The sequence below is a fragment of the Streptomyces lusitanus genome (genome assembly GCF_042647945.1).
Classification (GTDB): domain Bacteria; phylum Actinomycetota; class Actinomycetes; order Streptomycetales; family Streptomycetaceae; genus Streptomyces; species Streptomyces pseudogriseolus.
The window spans coordinates 45,550-66,365 of sequence record NZ_JBHRWL010000004.1 but is presented as its reverse complement, the minus strand read 5'-3'; the positions used below and the strand labels follow the sequence as shown (position 1 = coordinate 66,365).

At 72.4% G+C, this 20,816-nt stretch carries 18 protein-coding genes; 7 read left to right on the top strand and 11 right to left on the bottom strand.

Going from position 1 to position 20,816, the window contains the following annotated elements:
• Positions 1 to 132 precede the first annotated feature (132 nt).
• Positions 133 to 363 carry a ribbon-helix-helix domain-containing protein gene (locus tag ACFOSY_RS06930; protein WP_394305841.1) on the top strand — a complete coding sequence of 77 codons (231 nt, stop codon included), beginning with the start codon at positions 133 to 135 and terminating at the stop codon, positions 361 to 363.
• On the top strand, positions 350 to 697 hold the full coding sequence (locus ACFOSY_RS06925; RefSeq protein ID WP_394305840.1) for a type II toxin-antitoxin system PemK/MazF family toxin: 348 nt from the start codon (positions 350 to 352) through the stop codon (positions 695 to 697). Before ACFOSY_RS06930 ends, ACFOSY_RS06925 begins: the two co-directional genes overlap by 14 nt.
• Positions 698 to 770: 73 nt before the next feature.
• Here the strand turns inward: ACFOSY_RS06925 and ACFOSY_RS06920 are convergent, their stop codons facing one another.
• A complete protein-coding gene (locus ACFOSY_RS06920; RefSeq protein WP_394305839.1) occupies positions 771 to 1,787 on the bottom strand; it encodes an aspartate-semialdehyde dehydrogenase in 1,017 nt (338 codons plus the stop codon).
• Positions 1,788 to 2,120: 333 nt separating this feature from the next.
• Here ACFOSY_RS06920 and ACFOSY_RS06915 point away from each other — a divergent pair, with 333 nt between their 5' ends.
• Positions 2,121 to 2,654 carry an RNA polymerase sigma factor gene (locus ACFOSY_RS06915; protein ID WP_394305838.1) on the top strand — a complete coding sequence of 178 codons (534 nt, stop codon included), beginning with the start codon at positions 2,121 to 2,123 and terminating at the stop codon, positions 2,652 to 2,654.
• A 1-nt stretch (position 2,655) separates the two neighbouring features.
• Positions 2,656 to 3,468 carry a hypothetical protein gene (locus tag ACFOSY_RS06910; RefSeq protein WP_394305837.1) on the top strand — a complete coding sequence of 271 codons (813 nt, stop codon included), beginning with the start codon at positions 2,656 to 2,658 and terminating at the stop codon, positions 3,466 to 3,468.
• Positions 3,469 to 3,535: 67 nt separating this feature from the next.
• Here ACFOSY_RS06910 and ACFOSY_RS06905 read toward each other — a convergent pair whose 3' ends face one another.
• Positions 3,536 to 6,850 carry a S8 family serine peptidase gene (locus tag ACFOSY_RS06905; protein ID WP_394305836.1) on the bottom strand — a complete coding sequence of 1,105 codons (3,315 nt, stop codon included), beginning with the start codon at positions 6,848 to 6,850 and terminating at the stop codon, positions 3,536 to 3,538.
• Between the two features lie 292 nt (positions 6,851 to 7,142).
• Here ACFOSY_RS06905 and ACFOSY_RS06900 point away from each other — a divergent pair, with 292 nt between their 5' ends.
• A complete protein-coding gene (locus ACFOSY_RS06900; RefSeq protein WP_394305835.1) occupies positions 7,143 to 7,601 on the top strand; it encodes an NUDIX hydrolase in 459 nt (152 codons plus the stop codon).
• Positions 7,602 to 7,723: 122 nt separating this feature from the next.
• The gene (locus ACFOSY_RS06895; RefSeq protein WP_394305834.1) at positions 7,724 to 8,881 is read left to right on the top strand and encodes a serine hydrolase domain-containing protein; all 1,158 of its coding nucleotides are present in this window, start codon (positions 7,724 to 7,726) and stop codon (positions 8,879 to 8,881) included.
• A 75-nt stretch (positions 8,882 to 8,956) separates the two neighbouring features.
• On the opposite strand, the gene ACFOSY_RS06890 is transcribed toward ACFOSY_RS06895, so the two are convergent.
• Together ACFOSY_RS06890 and pepN are read right to left on the bottom strand one after the other, a co-directional pair.
• Positions 8,957 to 10,009: a hypothetical protein gene (locus ACFOSY_RS06890; protein ID WP_394305833.1), complete on the bottom strand. Its 1,053-nt coding sequence runs from the start codon at positions 10,007 to 10,009 to the stop codon at positions 8,957 to 8,959.
• 352 nt (positions 10,010 to 10,361) lie between these two features.
• Positions 10,362 to 12,938: an aminopeptidase N gene (gene pepN, locus ACFOSY_RS06885; RefSeq protein WP_394305832.1), complete on the bottom strand. Its 2,577-nt coding sequence runs from the start codon at positions 12,936 to 12,938 to the stop codon at positions 10,362 to 10,364.
• 136 nt (positions 12,939 to 13,074) lie between these two features.
• Between pepN and ACFOSY_RS06880 the strand changes: the two genes are divergently transcribed.
• On the top strand, positions 13,075 to 13,722 hold the full coding sequence (locus ACFOSY_RS06880; protein WP_394305831.1) for a mycothiol-dependent nitroreductase Rv2466c family protein: 648 nt from the start codon (positions 13,075 to 13,077) through the stop codon (positions 13,720 to 13,722).
• Positions 13,723 to 13,728: 6 nt separating this feature from the next.
• Here ACFOSY_RS06880 and ACFOSY_RS06875 read toward each other — a convergent pair whose 3' ends face one another.
• The 7 genes from ACFOSY_RS06875 to ACFOSY_RS06845 form a co-directional block, all read right to left on the bottom strand.
• On the bottom strand, positions 13,729 to 13,971 hold the full coding sequence (locus ACFOSY_RS06875; protein WP_394305830.1) for a hypothetical protein: 243 nt from the start codon (positions 13,969 to 13,971) through the stop codon (positions 13,729 to 13,731).
• A gap of 103 nt (positions 13,972 to 14,074) precedes the next feature.
• The gene (locus tag ACFOSY_RS06870) at positions 14,075 to 15,463 is read right to left on the bottom strand and encodes an amino acid permease (RefSeq protein ID WP_394305829.1); all 1,389 of its coding nucleotides are present in this window, start codon (positions 15,461 to 15,463) and stop codon (positions 14,075 to 14,077) included.
• A 123-nt stretch (positions 15,464 to 15,586) separates the two neighbouring features.
• Positions 15,587 to 16,483 (bottom strand): TauD/TfdA dioxygenase family protein, encoded by an 897-nt coding sequence (locus ACFOSY_RS06865; protein ID WP_394305828.1) that lies wholly within the window; start codon positions 16,481 to 16,483, stop codon positions 15,587 to 15,589.
• 44 nt (positions 16,484 to 16,527) lie between these two features.
• A complete protein-coding gene (locus tag ACFOSY_RS06860) occupies positions 16,528 to 17,868 on the bottom strand; it encodes an LLM class flavin-dependent oxidoreductase (RefSeq protein WP_394305827.1) in 1,341 nt (446 codons plus the stop codon).
• A gap of 91 nt (positions 17,869 to 17,959) precedes the next feature.
• Positions 17,960 to 18,703 carry an ABC transporter ATP-binding protein gene (locus ACFOSY_RS06855; protein ID WP_394305826.1) on the bottom strand — a complete coding sequence of 248 codons (744 nt, stop codon included), beginning with the start codon at positions 18,701 to 18,703 and terminating at the stop codon, positions 17,960 to 17,962.
• A complete protein-coding gene (locus ACFOSY_RS06850) occupies positions 18,679 to 19,575 on the bottom strand; it encodes an ABC transporter permease (protein WP_394305825.1) in 897 nt (298 codons plus the stop codon). Before ACFOSY_RS06850 ends, ACFOSY_RS06855 begins: the two co-directional genes overlap by 25 nt.
• Positions 19,572 to 20,636 (bottom strand): ABC transporter substrate-binding protein, encoded by a 1,065-nt coding sequence (locus ACFOSY_RS06845; RefSeq protein ID WP_394305824.1) that lies wholly within the window; start codon positions 20,634 to 20,636, stop codon positions 19,572 to 19,574. The genes ACFOSY_RS06850 and ACFOSY_RS06845 overlap by 4 nt, the downstream gene beginning before the upstream one ends.
• Positions 20,637 to 20,816 lie beyond the last annotated feature (180 nt).

Genomic DNA, 20,816 nt, shown 5'->3' with positions numbered 1-20,816 from the left:
CACGCGAGATCGCCCCGACGCGATGAAGAAACCGCAGGCATGGGGATACCCCTCTGTGGCGGGGTTCCACCCGGTCACCGGCGTCGTCCAGCGGGTGGCCAAGGTGGTCATACTCGGAGTAGCATTCATCGTATGAAGATCAGTGTGAGCCTGCCGCAGGAGGATGTCGCCTTCGTCGACGAGTACGCCGCGCGCACCGACGCCGAGTCCAGGTCGGCCGTGATACACGCTGCGATCGAGCTGCTGCGCCAGGCGCAGCTCGTGCGGGAGTACACCGAGGCGTTCAACGAGTGGGACGCCGGGGAGGACGCCGGCCTCTGGGACCGGACGAGCGGGGACGGGATCGCCGATGAGGCGTGGTGACATTTACATGGTGGACCTGGAGCCGGCCAGGGGCAGCGAGGCGAACAAGATCCGCCCGGCCGTGATCGTGTCCAACGACGGTGCCAACGAGTCCGTCGAGCGGAACGGCCGGGGCGTCGTCAGCGTGGTGCCGCTGACGTCGAACACCACTCGGGTCCTGTCGTTCCAAGTCCTGCTGCGCGCGGACGAGAGCCGTCTGCCCAAGGACTCCAAGGCGCAGTGCGAGCAGGTACGCGCGGTCGCCCCCGACCGGCTGCTGCACCGGGTCGGCGCCGTCCCCCGGCAACGCATGGCCGACATCGACGTGGCCCTGCGCCGGCACCTGGCACTCTGACGCGCCCGGGCGCCGGAACGGCGAGAGGCGGGCGCCCCTGGGGACGCCCGCCTCTTCGTGTGTTCGTATGCCGTCAGGCGCTCAGTTCCCGCGCCACCAGCTCCGCGATCTGCACCGCGTTCAGGGCCGCGCCCTTGCGGAGGTTGTCGTTGGAGACGAACAGCGCCAGGCCGTTGTCCACCGTCTCGTCGCGGCGGATGCGGCCGACGTACGACGGGTCCTGGCCGGCGGCCTGGAGCGGGGTCGGGATGTCGGTGAGGACCACCCCGGGCGCCTCCGCGAGCAGCTCGGTCGCGCGCTCCGGGCTGATCGGGCGGGCGAACCGGGCGTTGATCTGGAGGGAGTGGCCGGAGAAGACCGGGACGCGCACGCAGGTGCCCGAGACCTTCAGCGCGGGGATGTCCAGGATCTTGCGCGACTCGTTGCGCAGCTTCTGCTCCTCGTCGGTCTCGTTCAGACCGTCGTCGACGAGGTTGCCCGCGAAGGGCAGCACGTTGAAGGCGATGGGGCGCTTGTAGACGCCGGGCTCGGGGAAGTCGACCGCCGCGCCGTCGTGCGTCAGCTTGTCGGCCTCGTCGACCACCTTCTGCGTCTGGCCGTGCAGCTCCGCGACGCCCGCGAGACCGGAACCGGACACCGCCTGGTACGTGGCGACGACCAGCGCCTCCAGGCCCGCCTCCGCGTGCAGCGGACGCAGCACCGGCATCGCGGCCATGGTCGTGCAGTTCGGGTTGGCGATGATGCCCTTGGGGCGGTTCGCGATCGCGTGCGGGTTGACCTCGGAGACGACGAGGGGGACCTCGGGGTCCTTGCGCCAGGCGGAGGAGTTGTCGATCACCACGGCGCCCTGCGAGGCGACCTTCTCGGCCAGCGCCTTCGAGGTCGCGCCGCCCGCGGAGAACAGCACGATGTCCAGGCCGCTGTAGTCGGCGGCGGACGCGTCCTCCACCGTCACGCCGTCCAGCTCCGTCCCCGCCGAACGGGCCGAGGCGAACAGGCGCAGCTCCGTGACCGGGAAGTTCCGCTCCTTGAGGATCCTGCGCATGACCGTGCCCACCTGACCGGTGGCTCCGACGATTCCGACCCTCACGGCGACTCCCTACTACGTCTCTCGCGTACCTGATGTGCCTGGACGGGGCCCTTCCATCATGCGGCCGACCACGCCCCGGCTGTCCAATTCTTTGCCCCGACCGCCCGCACAGTGGGACGAACCGCCTCCGGGCACCGGTTGCGGACCTTCGGCCGCGACCTGCCTGAGCTGCAGGAATTCCCCCCGCGGGGGCCGTCGGCCGCAAGGACCCCTGCCCGGACCGCCCCCGTCCACACGAAGTGTGACGTACGCCTCCGCGACGCCCCGCGGATCCGTCCGAACGTTCCGGGCGCCCGCCGCGTCGTAGAGGAAACAGGGTGAGGGGGGTGAGCGGTGCTGCGCGGAAGAACCCGGCGCGGCCGCGGGCCGTACGCCGTCGGCGACGACCCGCTGGACGCGGCGCAGGAGCGCCGGGTGCGGGCGGTGCTCGCACTCGGGGGAGTGCCGCAGGCGGACCTGCCGGACGGGGTGCAGCAGGTCCGTCTGCGGCTGCTGGAACGCGCCGCGAGCGGCAGGGAGGCGCCCCGGGACGTCTCGGCGTGGGCGGCGGTCGTCGCCTCCAACCTCGCCATGGACTGGCACCGGGCCAAACGGCGGCAGGAACGGCTCGGGGAGCGGCTGGCCGCGCTCAGACCCGCGCAGGCCCCGTCCGGCGAGGAGACCAGCGTGCTCTCGCTGGCCGTCGCACGGGGCCTGGACGCGCTGCCCGACACGCAGCGCCAGGTCGTCGTGCTGCGCTTCTACGCCGACCTGCCGGTCCGCTCCATCGCCGAGCAGCTCGGCGTCCCGGAGGGCACGGTCAAGAGCAGGCTGCACACGGCGGTACGGGCCCTGCGCGCCCGCCTGCACGAGGACGAGGTGGTGTGACGTGACCGCCCACGACAACAGCGGGGACCGGGACCCGTTCCGGGAGGACGCCGGACGCGAAAGCCCTCCGCACGACGCCCTCGCCGCCGCCCTGTTCGACGAGCCGTCGCCCGAGGGGGCGCGGGAGGACGCCGCGTTCCTGGTGGCGCGCGACGCCGCGCTCGCCGACCTCGCCGTGCTCCAGGAGCAGCTCACGCTGATCGGGGACGCGCTGGCGGGGCGAGAGGAGGCCGCTCCGGCCGCCGGGGAGCGGCCCGAGGAGACCCGGGCGGCCGGCCCGCGCCCCGCACGGACCACGCCCGCCACGCCGCTCCGGCGACGGTCCCGGTACCGGCCGCTGACGGTGGCCCTCGGCGGGCTCGCCGCGGCTGCCGCCGCCGGGCTCGTCCTCGGCCTGGGCTGGCTCGTGACGCAGAACGGCGGCGCGACGGCCGACTCCGCGTCCCGGGGCGGCGCCGCGGCGGACGCCAAGGAGGAGACGGGCGCCCCCGCCTTCGGCACCCCCCGCTACCTGGCGTGCGCGCGCCTCGTCGCCGAGGGCCGGGTGACACGGCTGGAGGAGGTGCCGGGCACCGGCGGCGTACAGCGGGTCACGCTGCGGGCGAGCCGGTACTACAAGGGGGACGGGCCGGTGACGTTCCTCCGGGACGACGCCGAGGAGGTGCCGCTTCGCCCCGGCGACCAGGTGCTGGTCGCCCTGTCCGCAGGGCTCGCCCACCCGGACCGGATGGCCGTGGGCGAGGCGGACATCGCCCCCGTGAGGGCCGGGATCGTCGCCGCGCTGCCCGCCTCGCGGACCGTGGGCTGCGGCTGAGCACGCGGAAGGGGCGGGCGCCCGTACGGACGCCCGCCCCTCGTGTGCGGCCTGTGGACCGGTCCCGCTACGGGACGACCTTCTCGATCGCCACGTTGCCGACGCCCGCGACCGTGCCGCGCGCGTTCACCAGCTGCACGCGGCCGAAGAACGCGCGTCCCTCGGGAGCCGCGGCGGCGACGGTGACCTCGCCGGAGACGGTGGCCTTGGCGCCCGTGCCCAGCTTCACCGGCGCGGAACCGTCGACGGTGACGGTGCCGAGCGTGGGGGAGAAGAACACGTCCAGGTAGTCGTACTCCGTCGTGCCGGCCGGGACCGCGTAGCCGACCACCTCGATCGTGTACGTGCCGGCCTTCGGGGCGGCGAGGGAGACGGACTCCTCCGAGTCGCCGTCCGCGGACTGCGCGACCTGCGCGCCGGCCGCGTCGTACACGGTCAGGTCCAGGTCGGCGGCGGTGTCGGAGACGTTGCCGATCGACACGTCCAGCGACGCGGCGCCCTCGGGCACCTCGACGGTGGTGGTGTGGACGTCGCCCGAGGCGATCGACGGGCGGGTGGTCTTCGACGAGCCGAGCGGCCCGCCGACCAGCTTGCCGTCGATGGCGGCGGCCTCGTTGGTCACCGTCCAGTCGACGGCGGCCGGGGTGCCGACCTTCGCCTCGGGCACCGTGACGGTCTCCGGGTCGAAGGCCGCGCCGAGCACGGCGACGTCCAGCTTGTAGGGGTTGTCGAGCAGCGGCGAGGTGCGCCGGGCCTCGACCTCGATCTCCCACACGCCCGGCTGCGGGTCCGGGTACGACCGCACGTCGGGGCGGCAGCCGTTGCCGTCGTTGTAGTTGTTGTAGCAGTCCGGCGTCGAGGTGCTGTCGGACGGGACACCGTACGGGTGGATGGCGATGAACCGGGTCTGGCTGCCGTCCTTCAGCCCGCTCATCGCGACCTCCAGCGTCTTCGCGCCCTCGGGCACGGTGACGAAGTAGGAGGTGGTGTCGTTGCGCTGGGCGGTGCCCTTCACCGAGTGGGTGTAGTTCAGCGGGGTGGAGACCACCACGGTGGTGAGGATCTGCCGGTCCACGCCCTCGGTGCGCGGGTCGTCGACCTCGAGGATCGCGCTCTTCACGCCCGCGGAACGGGACTGCGCCTGGACCTTGACGGTCACCGGCTTGTTCAGCGGCAGCCAGACCCTGTCGTCGCCGAGGATGCGGAAGGTGCGGTCCGCGTTGTTGGCGAGGTCCAGCTCGTGGCGGACGGCGCGGTCCGGGCCGGACGTACGGGTGACGGTGATGTCGTACGTCTTCTTCTGGCCGGCCTTCAGGCCGCCCTCACGGTCGTACAGGCCCGTGCCGTAGCCGGGGGTCTTCAGGAACTGGTCGATCGCGGTGTCGACCGGCGCCTTCACCGTGTACTCGTGCGCGGTGGCGCCGTCACGGATCGCCTTCCAGGCGTCCACGACGTCGATGAGACCGGCGCCCTCCTCGTAGGCCTGCACGCCCTTGATGTGCCGGGCGGTGGAGGTGAGGGCGGTGCGCAGCGTCGCCGGGGTGAGCTCGACGTGCTTCTGCTTCGCGGCGGACAGCAGCAGCGCGGAGGCGCCGGCGGCCTGCGGGGAGGCCATCGAGGTGCCCTGGAGCATGCCGTAGCCGGCCGGCAGGTCGTAGCCCGCCTCGGCGACCGGGGCGCCCGGCATCCAGGTCTGGATGGTGTTGATCGCCGCGCCGGGCGCGGTCAGGGTCGGCGTGAAGCCGCCGTCCTCACGCGGGCCGCGCGAGGAGAACGGCATCATGGCGTACTCGGTCTTGACCTCGGAGCCGTAGTTGGCGGCCCAGGTCTCCTTGGAGACGGACGCGCCGACGGAGATGACCTTGTCGGCCAGACCGGGGTCGCCGATGGTGTTGGCGCCGGGGCCGGAGTTGCCCGCGGAGATCACCAGCTGGACGCCGTAGGTGTCGATCAGGCGGGTGTACAGCTCGGCGCGGGCGTTGTTGCCGTCGTTGAGTGCCGGCAGGCCGCCGATGGACATGTTGACGATGTCGACACCGCGCTCGGTGACGAGGTCGATCATGCCCTCGGTGAGCGCCACGTTGGTGCAGCCGCCGGACCAGGTGCAGGCGCGCGAGGAGACGATCTTCGCGCCGGGGGCGGCGCCGTCCATCCGGCCGCCGAACAGGCCGTTGGCGGCGGTGATGCCGGCGACGTGGGTGCCGTGCTCGGACTCGATGACGCCGATGTTGACGAAGTCGGCCTTCTTGCCGGTCCAGTCGCCGCCGTAGGGGTCCATCGGGACGTCCTTGCGGATCTCCACGACGAACGGCTGGCGCTCGGCGACGTCGGTCTTCGGGTCGTCGGTGCCGAAGTACCCGACCTGGAAGCCGTCCTTGTACGGCTTCATCGGGGTGTCGTCGGCGAAGTCCTGGTTGTTGTTCAGGTCGACGCGGACCGTGCCGGCGGCCGGGTCGTAGAGCACGCCCCACACGTCGGTGGTGTCGCCGTCGCGGTTGGCGTCACCGGCCGCGTCGCCGCCCGCGGTGTACGACTCGCGGAACAGGCTGACCTGGTAGGAGCCCTGCGGGGCCTTCCAGGTGGCGCCGCCGTAGGTGAAGGCCGGGCCGGAGACCGCGTTGACCATGGGGCGCCAGGTCTGGTCGCCGTCCACGATCGGGTCGGTCGCGGTCACCCAGTCGACGATCTTGCGCTCGCCGGTGGTCGTCCTCTGCAGCGCGGGGTGGCCGAGGTCGACGCCGGAGTCGAGGATGCCGATGGTGACGCCGCGGCCGTCCGCCTTCGGGTTCTTCTTCACGAAGTCCACGGCGCCCGTCTCGAAGGACGGGTTGTACGGGTTCTTCGGGGGCGTCCCGCGGTCCGGCGCGGGGTACTTCCTGGCGCCGGCGCCCTTGCCCTCGGCGGCCTTCGTGGTGTCGGCGGCCGGGGTCGGGTCGTCGAGCAGGATCTCCTCGCGCAGGTCGACGCCGTGCACGGAGGAGAGCTTGGCGGCGGCGGCGATGGCCGCGTCCGCCTTGCCGGTGGGCACGGTGGCGCGGACGTAGCCGAGCTTGTCGTCGAGGCGGCCGACCGAGGCGCCCTTGACGTCCTCGATCTCCTCGGTGACCTGGGCGGTCTTCCCGGGGGCCGTCGCGATCATCATGGTGACGTGCTTGGCGCCCTCGGCCTTGGCGTCGGCGAGGAGTTCCGCGTCGTGCGAACCGAGCTTGTCGGGGGCGGACTTGACGTCCGCGTCGGCCGGGGCGGCGGCCGGGCCGTCGGCGGCGAGGGCCAGCGGGACGGGCCCGGCGGCGGAGAGCGCGGCGACGAGACCGGCGGCGACGGCTATGCGGGCCGCGCGTCTGGTGCCCGATATGGGGGCGCGCTGCGGGGAGTTGGTCATCGGCATCCCTTGAAAGGAGCGAACGAACGGGAGCGGCCAGGGGTGAACGTTCCTGGACGCCGGGATCCGGAATGCACTACCGGACGATCGATGAGCTTCGCGTAAAGGGCCGGTGTTGGCGAGAGTTGGCCGGAAGGCCGGGAGAGGTGTGGGGAAAACCCCCGGTGCCCGTATGGGGGGATCGCGCCTGAAGCGGACAAGTCCGTCATGCTCATGCAGGGTGGGTGTCCACAGTGCGGACCGCCCGAATACGCCCCTGTGCGTCCCCGGTCGCGTGGGTTACCGTCCGGCGATGCGACGGACGTTGAGGGTGGCGGCCTACGCCGTGGTGGTGCGCGACGGACAGCTTCTCCTCGCCCGGTCACGGGACGAGAACGGCGTGCCCGAGTGGGTGCTGCCGGGCGGCGGCATGGAGCACGGCGAGGATCCTTACGACACCGTGCGGCGCGAACTGGAGGAGGAGACCGGCCATCTCGTCGAGGTCACCGGGTTCCTCGGGGTCGACTCCAGGCGCCGCACCCTCGCCGGCCGTTTCCGCCGCCCGGTCGACCACCACGCCCTGCGGCTGATCTACGAGGCCCGGGTCGCCGGCGGCGAGCTGCGCCACGAGATCGGCGGCTCCACCGAACTCGCCGCCTGGCAGCCCCTTGACGCCGTCCCCGGCCTGGTCCGCATCGACCTGATCGACACCGCCCTGCGGCTGTGGCGCGAACGGCCCGCCGAGGGGCACCTGGAGGCCGCCCTGGGATGACACCGGCGCACCCGTGCACAACGGCCGGAACTCGATCAACCGGCACGAGTCGTGGCAACCCCGCCGCCACCCGGCGCGGTCCCTCCCCGCGACCGGGCACCACGAACAGGGGAGGAACGAGCATGCGGAAGCGGATGCGGACGACGGCGGTGGCAGCGGTGGCGGTGGCCCTCTCGGCGGCCCTGGCGGCCCCCGCGGTGGCGGCGGCACCGGGCGCGGACCGTACCGGGGACACCGGCGACCACGCGGCGGCCGCACGGGCCGTGCGGGCCACGGTCCAGGGCGGGGTGCCCGGCGTGACGCTGCGCGCGGAGGACCGGCGCGGCGTCTGGAGCACCACCGCCGGGGTGGGGAACCTGCGCACGGAGCGCCCGCGCTCGACGCACGACCGCTACCGGGTCGGCAGTATCACCAAGACCTTCGTGGCCACGGTGCTGCTCCAGCTGGAGGCCGAGGGCACGCTGTCGCTGGACGACACCGTCGACTCCTGGCTGCCCGGCCTGGTCACCGGAAGCGGCCACGACGGCACCCGGATCACCCTGCGGCAGCTGCTGAACCACACCAGCGGCATCTTCAACTACACGGCCGACGAGGACTTCGGCCGCACCTACTTCCTCAAGGAGGGCTTCCTCGAGCACCGTTACGACACCCTTGCCCCCGAGGAGCTGGTGCGCGTCGCGACGTCCCACAAGCCGGACTTCGAGCCCGGCGCCGGATGGAACTACTCCAACACCAACTACGTGCTGGCGGGCATGGTGATCGAGAAGGCCACCGGCCGCCCCTACGGCGAGGAGATCCGCCGGCGCGTCATCGCGCCGCTGCACCTCACCGGCACCTCCGTCCCCGGCACCCGCACCGGTGTGCCCGGACCCAGCAGCCGCGCCTACGGCAAGCTCACCCTGGACGGCAGCGGTCCGGTCCTCGACGTCACCCGGCTCAACCCGTCCATGGCCTCCTCGGCCGGCGAGATGATCTCCGACTCCCAGGATCTCAACCGCTTCTACCGCGCCCTGCTCACCGGACGGCTGCTGCCCAGGACGCAGCTGAACGAGATGACCGACACGGTGACCGTGGACGGCACCCACGCCTACGGGCTGGGCCTGATGCGGACCGAGCTGAGCTGCGGGGTGACCGTCTGGGGCCACGGCGGCGGCATCCACGGCTCCACGTCCGACGCCGTCACCACCCGCGACGGGCGGCACTCCCTGGCGCTCAACTTCAACGGCGACTGGTCCGGGAACACCGAGACGGTGATCGACGCGGAGTACTGCGGCGACTGACGCGCGGACGGCCGCCGGGGCACGCTCCCGTCCCCGGCGGCCCCTCCGCCCCCCGCGGCGCGCCGAACCGCCGCACTAGCGGGGCAGCACGACGACGTACGCCGCCGGGTCGCGGTCCGCCGACGCCATCAGCGCCGTGCGGACCACCGCCGCCTGCTGCTCCGCCGCGTCCCGCAGCTTGCGGGGCGTGATGTGCACGACCGTGATGCCGAGCCGCTCCAGGTGCTCGCGCTTGCGGGCGTGCTCCACCCACTCGGCGTCGTCCTCCGGCCGCCCGCCCGGCCGGGGCGCGCGGGTGTCCAGCTCCACCGCCACCGCCTGCTCGGGCCAGTACGCGTCCAGGCCGCCGAGGTGCGGGCCGCCGGGCAGCCGCAGGTCCACGTTCCAGCACGGGTCCGGCAGCCCGTACTCGCGGACCAGCCGGTACAGCCGGGACTCCGCGAGCGCCCGCCCCTCGGCCAGCAGCGAGTCCACCGCGTCCACCACGTGCGGGCGGTTCAGCAGCTTCGCCGCGGTCAGCTCCCGTACCACCGCCGCCGGTTCGCAGTGCCCGCCGCGCACCGCCTCCGTCAGCAGCCGGCGCACCACGACCGCGTCCTTCAGGCCCGCCACCGCGTCGGCCAGCGCCCGCGGGACCGGGGCGACGGGCAGCCCCGTCACCTGCTCCGCGACCGGCAGCGCGGCGGCCCGCACGATCCGGGCGCAGCCCGTCGACCGCAGCCGGCGCAGCCGCGGCACCAGCACGTCGAACGTCTCCTGGGACGGCAGCGGGGGAGCGGAGGTGAAGCCGTGCAGGGTCAGCGCGGCCAGACCGGTGATCATCGCCTCGCCGTAGGGGGAGGCGGGCGGCGCGTCCCCGTCCGGCTGCGCGGGCACGCCCACGGTCCGCTCCCGCGCCGCGTACAGCAGCACCGCGTGCAGCCGCTCCTCACTGGTCGGCGGACCCGGGTGCAGCAGGACCACGCCGGGCAGCAGCTGCTGCCAGGGCCCGCCGGGACGGCACTGCTCTCCGGCCTCCGCGGCGGAGACGCCGTGCGCCCTGAGTTGCGTGTGGGTCAGCACGCGGCGGCCGGTGCCGGCGGAGAGGTGGTGCAGGGGGCGCGGGGAGAGCGGGATGTTGTGGTTCATGACCGGCAATTTCCCGCCTCCGGCCGCCCTCCGAACCCCTGTTACACGCCCGTCGACGAACCCGGACAACCCCGCACTAAAGGACGCCTGTTCGGATACCGAAACCCCCTGGTCCGTTCGGGTGAGGGGCCGGGGTTACGGGCTGCATGCCCGCGTTCGGTAACGACGCCCATTCAGCCCCTCACCGACCACCCGGCCCCTCCGGCGTTCACCCGCACCACCCGGCCCCTCCGGCGTTCGCCCGCACCACCCGGCCCCTCCGGCGTCATCCGCACCACCCAGCCCCTCCGGCGTTTGAGGAGCGGGGTCCGGGGCAGAGCCCCGGCCGGTGAGGACAGCCGCGCTGCCAGCTTCAGCCCGCCGCGGCGTCACACGCCTGCCCCCGCAACGCGCGAGCAAGATCATCGCGCGCCTCGAGCACCAGCCGCCGCAACGCAGGCGCCGCGCCCTCATGAGCGGCGAGCCACGCGTCGGTCGCGTCCAGGGTCCCCTGGGAGTCCTCGTAGGACGGGAACAGCCCCCGGACCACGTCCATCCCGATCTGGATCGACCGCTCCGTCCACACCCGCTCGATCGCCGCGAAGTACTTCTCCGCGTACGGCGCGAGCAACTCCCGCTGGGACGCCTGGGCGAAGCCCGCGATCGTCGCCTCCACCAGCGCGTTGGACAGCGCGTCCGACTCCACGACCTGCGCCCAGCACTGCGCCTTGACCGCCGCCGAGGGGCGCGCCGCCAGACAGCGGACGTGGTGACGGCGGCCGGAGGCGGTGTCGTCCCGCGCCAGCTCCTCGTCCAGCCGCTTCTCGTCGGCCGCCCCGTGCGCGGCCAGCGGCTCCAGGAACGCCCAGCGCAGCTCCTGGTCCACCTCCAGACCGGGCAGCGTCTCCGTCCCGTCCAACAGCGAGGCCAGCAGCTCGAAGTCCCCCGGGGCGCACGCGACCCGGGCGAAGAAGCGCGCCCACGCCAGCTGCTGCTCGCTGCCCTCGCCGGCCGCCCGCAGCTGCTCCGCCGCGCCCTCGGCGAGCCGCAGCCCGGCCTCCTCGCGGCGCTCGGGGGCGGTGTAGTGCACGGCCGCCGACTCCGCCCAGGCGTGCAGCATCTGGAGCACGCCGATGTCGGTCTCCCGGCCCGCGAACCGCAGCACCAGGGCGATGAAGTCCCGGGCGGGCAGCAGCGCGTCGCGCGTCATGTTCCACAGCGCGGACCAGCACAGCGCGCGGGCCAGCGGGTCGGTGAGGTCGCCCAGGGCCGCCCGGAGCGTGGCCAGCGAGGTGTCGTCGAAGCGCGTCTTGCAGTACGTCAGGTCCTCGTCGTTGACCAGCACCAGCTCCGGCGCGTCCGCGCCCGCCAGCTCCGCCACGACCGTGCGCGGCCCCTCGACGTCCGTCTCGGCCCGCGCGTACCGCTTCAGGGCGCCGGACGCGTCACGCCGGTACAGGCCCACCGCGACCCGGTGCGGGCGCAGTTCGGGGTGCGACTCGGCCGCCTCCTGCACCACGGCCAGCTCGTCCACCGTGCCGTCCTCGCGCAGCAGCACCTGCGGGGTGAGGGAGTTGACCCCGGCGGTCTCCAGCCACGCCCGGGACCACGCGGCCATGTCCCGCCCGCTGGTCTCCTCGAGCACCGACAGCAGGTCGCCGAGGCGCGTGTTGCCGTACGCGTGCCGCTTGAAGTAGCGCCGGGCGCCCTCCAGGAACGCGTCCTGGCCGACGTACGCCACCAGCTGCTTGAGCACCGAGGCGCCCTTGGCGTAGGTGATGCCGTCGAAGTTGAGCTTGGCGTCCTGGAGGTCGCGGATGTCCGCGGTGATCGGGTGCGTGGAGGGCAGCTGGTCCGCGCGGTACGCCCACGCCTTGCGGCGGTTGGCGAAGGTGATCCAGCCGTCGGTGAAGCGGGTCGCGCCGACCAGCGCGAACGCGCCCATGAAGTCCGCGAAGGACTCCTTCAGCCACAGGTCGTCCCACCACTCCATGGTGACCAGGTCGCCGAACCACATGTGCGCCATCTCGTGCAGGATGACGTTGGCGCGGCCCTCGTACGACGCCCGTGTCACCTTGCCCCGGAAGATGAACTCCTCCCGGAAGGTCACCATCCCCGGGTTCTCCATCGCGCCCAGGTTGTACTCGGGCACGAACGCCTGGTCGTACTTGCCGAACGGGTACGGGTAGTCGACGTGGTCGTGGAAGAAGTCCAGGCCCTGCTTGGTCACCAGGAAGACGTCGTCGGCGTCGAAGTGCGGGGCGAGACCCTTGCGGCACATCGCGCCGAGCGGGATCTCCAGCCGGGTGCCGTCCTCGAAGACCCGCTCGTAGGAGTCGGTCACGTAGTGGTACGGGCCGGCCACCACGCACGTGATGTACGTCGAGATCGGCTTGGTCTCCGCGAACCGCCACACCCCGTCGGTGAGTTCACCGGCCCCGTTGCTCCACACCGTCCAGCCCTCGGGCGCGCGCACCTCGAAGCGGTACGGGGCCTTGAGGTCGGGCTGCTCGAAGTTGGCGAAGACCCGGCGGGAGTCGGCCGGCTCGTACTGGGTGTAGAGGTACACCTCGCCGTCCTCGGGGTCGACGAAGCGGTGCATGCCCTCGCCGGTGCGGGAGTACGCGCACTGCGCGTCCACGACGAGCTCGTTGTCGGCGGCCAGGTCCTCCAGGAGGATGCGGCTGCCGTCGAAGACCTGACCCGGGTCGAGGTCCCGGCCGTTCAGGGACACCGCCGTCACGCTCGGCGCGATCAGGTCGGCGAAGCTGCTCGCCCCGGGCTCGGCGCAGCGGAACCGCACGGTGGTGACCGACCGGAAGGTGCGCGGGCCGTCGCCGTCGTGCTCGCCGGTCGCGGACCGCAGGTCCAGGGACACCTCGTACCCGTCGACGGACAGCAGCGCTGCCCGCTCCCGGGCCTCGTCACGGGTCAGGTTCTCACCGGGCACGGGCGGACTCCTCAGCGTCGTCGACAGGGATGGACAGCCCCGATCCTGCCATGTGCTCCTGACGCGGGTCAGCCGGGAATGGCCGGGACGGCCCCCGGCGTTGCCTCTACGGAACACTGCCTTCACGAGGAGCGACATGTCGGACAAGTCTCCCGCCACGCCCGTCGACTTCTGGTTCGACCCGCTGTGCCCCTGGGCCTGGATGACCTCCCGGTGGGTGCTGGAGGTGCAGAAGCAGCGGGACCTGGACGTGCGCTGGCACCTGATGAGCCTCGCCGTCCTCAACGAGGACAAGCTGGACGAGCTGCCCGCGGAGTACCGCGAGATGCTCGAGGTGAAGGCCTGGGGCCCGGTCCGGGTGGTCATCGCGGCGCAGGAGGAGCACGGGCCCGAGGTGCTCGGCGACCTCTACACCGCGCTCGGCACCCGTATCCACAACAAGGGCGAGGGCCCGGGCAAGGAGACGGTCGCGGCGGCGCTGAAGGACGTGGGGCTGCCCGACTCCCTCATGGAGCACTGGGACGACACCCCGTACGAGCCGCAGCTGCGCGCCTCCCACAAGGAGGGCATCGACAAGGTGGGCCAGGAGGTCGGCACCCCGGTGATCGCGGTTCCCGGCCCCGACGGCAAGGAGATCGCCTTCTTCGGCCCGGTCGTCACCCCCGCCCCGCAGGGCGAGGAGGCCGTCCGCCTCTGGGACGGCACCCTCGCGGTGGCCTCCGTCCCGGGCTTTTACGAGATCAAGCGCACCCGCACCAAGGGCCCGGACTTCAGCAACCTGTGACGGACGTCAGTCCAGCACGGGCGCCTTGATCGGCTCGGCGAACGGCTTCTTGTTGAAGCCCGTGCGCAGGTTGCGGCACTGCTTGCCGGTGTCGGGGTCCAGGACGTTCACGCAGAGCCAGAACTCCCCGACCCCGTTGCGGCCGAGCCGTTCCTTGAGCCAGTCCTCCTCCTTCCTGGTCAGCTGTCGGTGCTGCTGGTCGCTGCCACAGGTCCAGCAGTAGTCCTTCTTCGTCCGCTGTGTCGCCATTGCGCAACGATGACCCGGAATGCCGCACACCGGAAGCCCCCGCGAGTCATGTCCTCGCGGGGGCTTATCTCTTTTCCGCCTGCCGGGTGAACGGTGCGCCGGCTCAGCGGCCGGCGCGGGCGCGGGTGCGCTGCCAGGCGTAGCCCACCGCGGCCAGCGCCAGCGTCATCGCTCCCGTGGAGTAGAGCTGCACCCGTGTGTCCGGTTCCCTCGCCATGAGGACGAAGACCGTCACCATGCCGGCCAGGGCCACCCAGGTCAGCCAGGGGAACGCCCACATCCGGACGGCGAGCCGTTCCGGCGTCTCGCGCTCCAGGCGGCGGCGCAGCCGCAGCTGGGAGACGGCGATGAAGATCCAGACGACCAGGATCACCGCGCCGATCATGTTCAGCAGCCAGGCGAAGACGTCGTCCGGCCGCCAGTAGCTGAGCAGCACGCACAGGAAGCCGAAGACGGAGGACACCAGCACGGCGGCGCGCGGCACCCCGCCCGACACCCGGCCCAGCCACGCCGGGCCCTGGCCGCGCTCCACCAGCGAGTATCCGATGCGGGAGGCGCCGTAGATGTTGGCGTTCATCGCCGACAGCAGCGCCACCAGCACGACGACGTTCATCAGCTGGCCGGCGCCCGGGATGCCCAGCCGGTCCAGGGCGGCGACGTAGGGGCCGTCCTCCACCACCTGCGGGGAGTCCCACGGCACGAGCGCGACGACGACCGCCATCGAGCCGACGTAGAAGAGGGCGATCCGCCACATCGCGGTGCGCACCGCGCGGGCCACGCCGCGGACCGGGTTCTCGGACTCCGCCGCCGCGATGGTCACCGTCTCCAGGCCGCCGTACGCGAACACCGACGCGAGCAGACCGATGACCAGGCCCTCGCCGCCGTTGGGCAGCAGTTCGGTGAGGTTCGAGCCGCCCGGCGAGTCGGTGCCGGGCAGCACACCGGCCAGCGCCAGCACGCCGAGCACCAGGAACAGGGAGATCGCGCCGACCTTCAGCGCGGCGAACCAGAACTCGAACTCGCCGAAGTTCTTCACCGCGGCGAGGTTGGTCCCGCAGAACACCACCATGAACAGCGCCACCCACGCCCACTCGGGCGTGCCCGGCAGCCACCCGTGGACGATCTGCGCGGCGCCGATGCCCTCCAGGCCGACCGCGGTGCACAGCAGCACCCAGAACGCCCAGCCGGCGGTGAACCCGGCCCAGGGGCCGATGGCCCGCTCGGCGTGCGAGGAGAAGGACCCGGAGGAGGGATACGCGGCCGACATCTCGCCCAGCATCCGCATCACCAGCATGACCAGCAGGCCGGAGAGGGCGTAGGCGATCACGATGGAGGGGCCCGCGGCGGCGATGCCCGCGCCGGAGCCGACGAACAGCCCGGCGCCGATCACCCCGCCGAGGGCGATCATCGACAGGTGACGCTGCTTGAGACCGTGCGAGAGGGAGACGCCGTCGGTGTCCGTGGGCGTCTCGACCGGAGTGGTGGAGGGCATGGGCGCGGCTCGTCCAATGTGGGGGGAGAAGACAAAACGCCGCCCAGTCTGGGCGTCCTCCCCGGACGGGCGAGGAGGACGCCCAGCATGTGGACACGCCCCGTACGGAGGGTGGCAGTCCGTTTACGCGGCGACCGTCGTGTAGTGCGAGGCGTCCCCCTCGATCGCGTAGGACTCCTTGCCGTCGACGCCGACCGGGATGTCACCGGCGACGGTCACCCGGTGCAGCCGGCGCGGCAGACCGTCGTAGTTGTCGACGGCGTAGTGCTGGGTGATGCGGTTGTCGAACAGCACCAGCTGGTTGGGCGACCAGCGCCAGCGCACCAGGTTCTCCGGCCGGGTCACGTACGCCTGGAGCAGGTCGAGGACCTTGCGGGACTCGCCCTTCGACAGTCCCACGATCCGCTGCGCGAACCCGCCGATGAACAGCCCGCGCTCGCCGGTCAGCGGGTGGACGCGCACCACGGGGTGGACGGTGCGGTACGTGATGGAGGTGAACCGGGCGCGGCGGGCCGCCTCCGTCTCGTCGATCGCCTCCTCCGGGACGGCGTAGTCGTAGTCGTTGGTGTGCTCGGCCCACAGGGTGTCGGCGAGCCGCCGCAGCGGCTCGGGCAGGTCCCGGTAGGCGGCGGCCGCGTTCGCGATCAGGGTCTCGCCGCCGTAGGGCGGGATCGTGATGCTGCGCAGGGTGCTGGCCTGCGGCGGGTTGAGGACGAAGGTGACGTCCGTGTGCCAGTTGTTGGCGGCGCGCCCGCCCTCGCTGTCGACCGGCAGCACGTTGGGGGCGCCGTCCACGGCGGGCACCGTCGGATGGGCGCCGGTGATGTCGCCGAAGTGCCGGGCGAACGCCTGCTGACCCGCGTCGTCAAGGTTCACGTCGTCGAAGAGGAGGGTCTTGTGGGTGTTCAGCGCCTCCCGCAGCGCGGCGACGGTCGCGTCGTCCAGCGGCCGGGAGATGTCGACGCCGGAGACGCGGGCGCCGATGTTCGCGGTGACCTTGGTGATCTCGAGGTCGGCCATGAGGGGTGTCCTTTCGGGGTCGTGCCGGGTCGGGTCGGAAAGGGTCAGACGAGGGCGGGTACGCCGGTGACGTGCTGGTTGGCGGGGCGGGGCAGGCCGTAGCGCTCGCGCAGGGTCTGCCGGGGGCCGTACTCGGTGCGGAACAGGCCGCGGGCGCGCAGCAGGGGGACGACCTGGTCGACGAAGGTCTCCAGGCCGGACGGCAGCACGGCGGGCATGATGTTGAAGCCGTCGGCGGCGCCCTCGGCGAACCACCGGCCGATGGTGTCGGCGACCTGCTCGGGCGTGCCGGCGAAGGTCAGGTGCCCGCGCCCGCCGCCCAGCCGCGCGATGAGCCGCCGCACGGTGAGCCGCTCGCGCCGGGCCAGCTCCACGATCAGCGTGTAGCGGCTCTTGGCGCCCTCGATCTCGTCCTCCGACGGCAGCTTCTCGGGCAGCTCGGCGTCCAGGGCGAGCGTGCCCGGGTCGAGGCGCAGCAGCTCCTCCAGCCGGCGCACCCCGTGCTCAGGCACGATGTGCTCGTCCAGCACCTGCTCCAGCCGCCGCGCCTCGGCCTCGGTGGAGCCGACCACGGGCACGATGCCGGGCAGCACCTTCACATGGTCCGGGTCGCGCCCGGCCGCCGCCGTACGGGCCTTGAGGTCGGCGTAGAAGGACTGCGCGTCGGCCAGGGTCTGCTGGGCGGTGAACACGGCCTCCGCGTACCGCGCGGCGAACCGCTTGCCGTCCTCCGACGACCCGGCCTGCACCAGCAGCGGATACCCCTGCGGGGTACGCGGCACGTTGAGCGCGCCCTCGACCCGGAAGTACGTTCCCCGGTGGCGCGGCGGATGGATCTTGGCGTCGTCGCCCCACACCCCGGCCGCCTTGTCGGCGACGACGGTGTCGTCCTCCCAGCTGTCCCACAGCAGCCGCGCGACGTCCAGGAACTCGGCGGCGCGCGCGTACCGTTCGGCGTGCGCGGGCTCGGCGTCCAGACCGAAGTTGCGGGCGGCCTCGGCGCCGGCGGTGGTGACGATGTTCCAGCCGGCCCGGCCCTTGCTGACGATGTCCAGCGAGGCGAACTTCCGGGCCAGGTTGTAGGGCGAGTTGTACGACGTGGACGCCGTCGCGATCAGCCCGATGTGCTCGGTCGCGGTCGCCAGGGCGGTGAGCAGGGTGAGCGGCTCCAGTGCCCCGGCGGGACGCTGGGCGACGGTGTTCCACAGCTGGGGCCCGTCGGCGAGGAACAGCGAGTCGAAGGTCCCCCGTTCGGCGATCCGGGCCAGCCGTACGTAGTGGTCCAGGTCGACATGGGCGTAGGGGTCGCTCTCGGGCAGCCGCCAGGAGGCCTCGTGGTGACCGGTGTTCATGAGGAAGGCGTTGAGGTGGAGCTGTCTGGGCATGGGAAATCCTCTGTCTGAGCAGGGGGTTACGTTTTCCGCGCCGGGCGGCTTGAGATCTTTGAGCCCGTCCGGCGTTCGAGGACGAGACCCGTCAGGGCCGGAGCGGGGGTCCGGGGGCGGCAGCCCCCGTGTCGGTCACGCCGAGCGCGTGAAGCAACTCCGCCCGGTACTCCCCGTGGGAACCCGCCTCACGCTCGACCGCCAGGTCCACTTCGATCCGCCCCCGCGACAGCACCAGCACCCGGTCCGCGAGGACGATCGCCTCGTCCACGTCGTGGGTGACCAGCAGCACCGACGGCCGATGCCGCTCCCACAACTGCCGCAGCAGCCCGTGCATCTTGATGCGTGTCAACGCGTCCAGCGCCCCGAACGGCTCGTCCGCGAGCAGCAGTTCCGGCTCCCGCACCAGGGACCGGGCCAGGGCGGCCCGCTGCGCCTCGCCGCCCGACAGCTCGCTCGGCCAGGCGCGTTCCCGGCCGGCGAGGCCGACCTCGGCGAGCGCGGCCCGGCCGCGTTCCTCGGCGTCCTTGCCGTCCAGGCCCAGCAGCACATTGGGCAGGACGCGGCGCCAGGGCAGCAGCCTGGAGTCCTGGAAGACCACCGACACCCGCTCGGGCGCGGTCAGGGTGCCGCTGCCCGCCACCCCGTGGTCGATGCCCGCGATCGCGCGCAGCAGGGTGCTCTTGCCGGAGCCGCTGTGCCCGAGCAGCGCGGTGAACTGGCCGGGGGGCAGGTCCAGGTCGAGGCCGTCGAGCACCGTGCGCCCCTCGAAGGACCGGGTCAGGCCGCGCAGCCGTACGGCCGGCCGGGTCAGCTGCTGAGTGTGCGGCGCCATGACAGCACCCTCCGTTCGATCGCGCGGACGGCGGTGTCGGAGACCAGGCCGAAGAGGCCGTACACGACGAGACCGACGAGGATCACGTCCGTCCGGCCGTAGTTCTGCGCCTGGAACATCATGTAGCCGAGTCCGCTGGTGGCGTTGATCTGTTCGAGGACGACCAGGCCCAGCCAGGACCCGGTGACGCCGAGCCGCAGCCCGACGAAGAAGCCGGGAAGCGCGCCCGGCACGACGACCTGCCGGACGAACGCGGACCGGGACAGGCCCTGCACCTCCGCCAGCTCCACGAAGCGGTGGTCGATGCCCGACAGCGCGGCGTGGGTGTTCAGGTAGATCGGGATGTAGACGACGATGGCGATGATCGCGATCTTGAAGGTCTCGCCGATGCCCAGCCAGAGGATGAACAGCGGGATGAGACCCAGCGTGGGCACCGCGCGGTTGAGCTGCACGCTGCCGTCGATCAGCGCCTCGCCGATCCGGCTGAGCCCGGAGGCCAGCGCCAGCACGACGCCCGCGGTCAGGCCGATCGCGAACCCGGCCCCGGCGCGCCGCAGCGAGGTGAGGACGTCGTTCGGCAGGGTGCCCTCGGTCCACAGCCGGATCCCGGTCTCCACCACGGTCCAGGGCGCGGGGATCGCGCCGGGGTCCAGCTGTCCGGCGGCGGAGGCGGCGGCCCACAGCGCCAGCACGAGCAGGGGGCCGGCGATCCGGCCGGCGGGCAGCCGCCTGCCCGGGGACAGCCGCCGTCGTCGCCGTACCTGGTGCTCCTCCTCGACGGCGGGCGGCGCGGTCGAGGCAGCGGTCTCGGCCGGGGTCTCGGCCGAGGTCTTGGTCGTGGTTCCGGTCGGGGTCGTGGTCACGGCGGTCACCTCCGGTACTCCGCGGGCACGGCCCGCGCGGCGAGCGGTTCGAAGCGCCGGTCGAAGAGGGCGCCGACGTCGAACTCCTTCACGTAGCCGCCCTCCGCGAGCAGATCGGCGGTCTCCTGCTCCCACGCGATCGCCTCGTCCCAACGCGGCGGGAAGTACGGCTTGTTGGCGAGGGCGGTGACGGACTCGGCCTGGGCGGGTGTGAGGTTCTGCCGCTTGACGTAGTACTCCCTGTTCCACACGTCCGGGTGCTCGTACTGCCACACCGCGCCCCGGGCCCAGTACGGGATGTACGCGGCGACCGCGGCGGCCTTCGCCCGGTCGGCGAGCACCTCGGCCGGCGCCCACAGCAGGTTGAGCAGGTCCACCACGTCGGTCGGGATGGTGCGGGCGCCCTTCGACCCGTACTGCTCGAGATAGGCGGGGGCCTGGCTGATGCCGAGCGGGGCGATGTCCACCTGCCCGGACTGAAGGGCGGTGAAGAACTGGTTGCTGGTCAGCGGGACCAGCTCGGCGTCGTCGTGGTCCAGGCCGGCTTTCTTGAGAGCGCGCAGCAGCACCACGCCCTGCGCCTGGCCCTGGGAGAAGGCCAGCCGCCGGCCCTTGAAGTCGGCGACCGTGCGGATGTCGCTGCCCGGCTTCGTGGCGAAAAGGTAATTGGGCTTGCGGGTCACGTTGATGGCGACGATCCGCGCGTCGAAGCCCTGGTAGAAGGCCTGGATGGGCGGGATTCCCGCATTGTTGGCCAGGTCCAGGGACCCCGCGCGGAAGGCGTTGATGACGTCCGGGCCGGCCCCGATGTTCAGCCAGTCGGCCACCTCGAAGGGCAGGTCGTCGAGGCCGGCCAGCTTCAGCTGGATCTCCTGGAACCCCTCGAACGAGGAGATCTTCAGGCGGGTCCCCGGCGGAACCTTCCGGGCCAGCGGGGCCTTCAGCGCGGCCTCGTCGGCCGCGGCCCCGGCCTCGGCGCAGCCGCTCAGGCCGGCCGCGGCGGCGGTGACGCCGAGCAGGGAGGTGAGGAAGAGACGCCGGTCGAGGCCGGGCGCCGGTGGTGCGGGCATGAGAAAACTCCCGGGGAAGGGAAAAGCGCACAGAAGAGTGCGCGGGGACGGAAAGGCAGGCTGGATTACCGGGCCGGAAATGCCCGGAGGAAAAAGCGCGCGAGAGAGGAGGGACGCCGCGGACGACCGCGCGTCAACGTGTCAGCAACAGAGGGTGCGACAGGTCATGACCAGCATGTT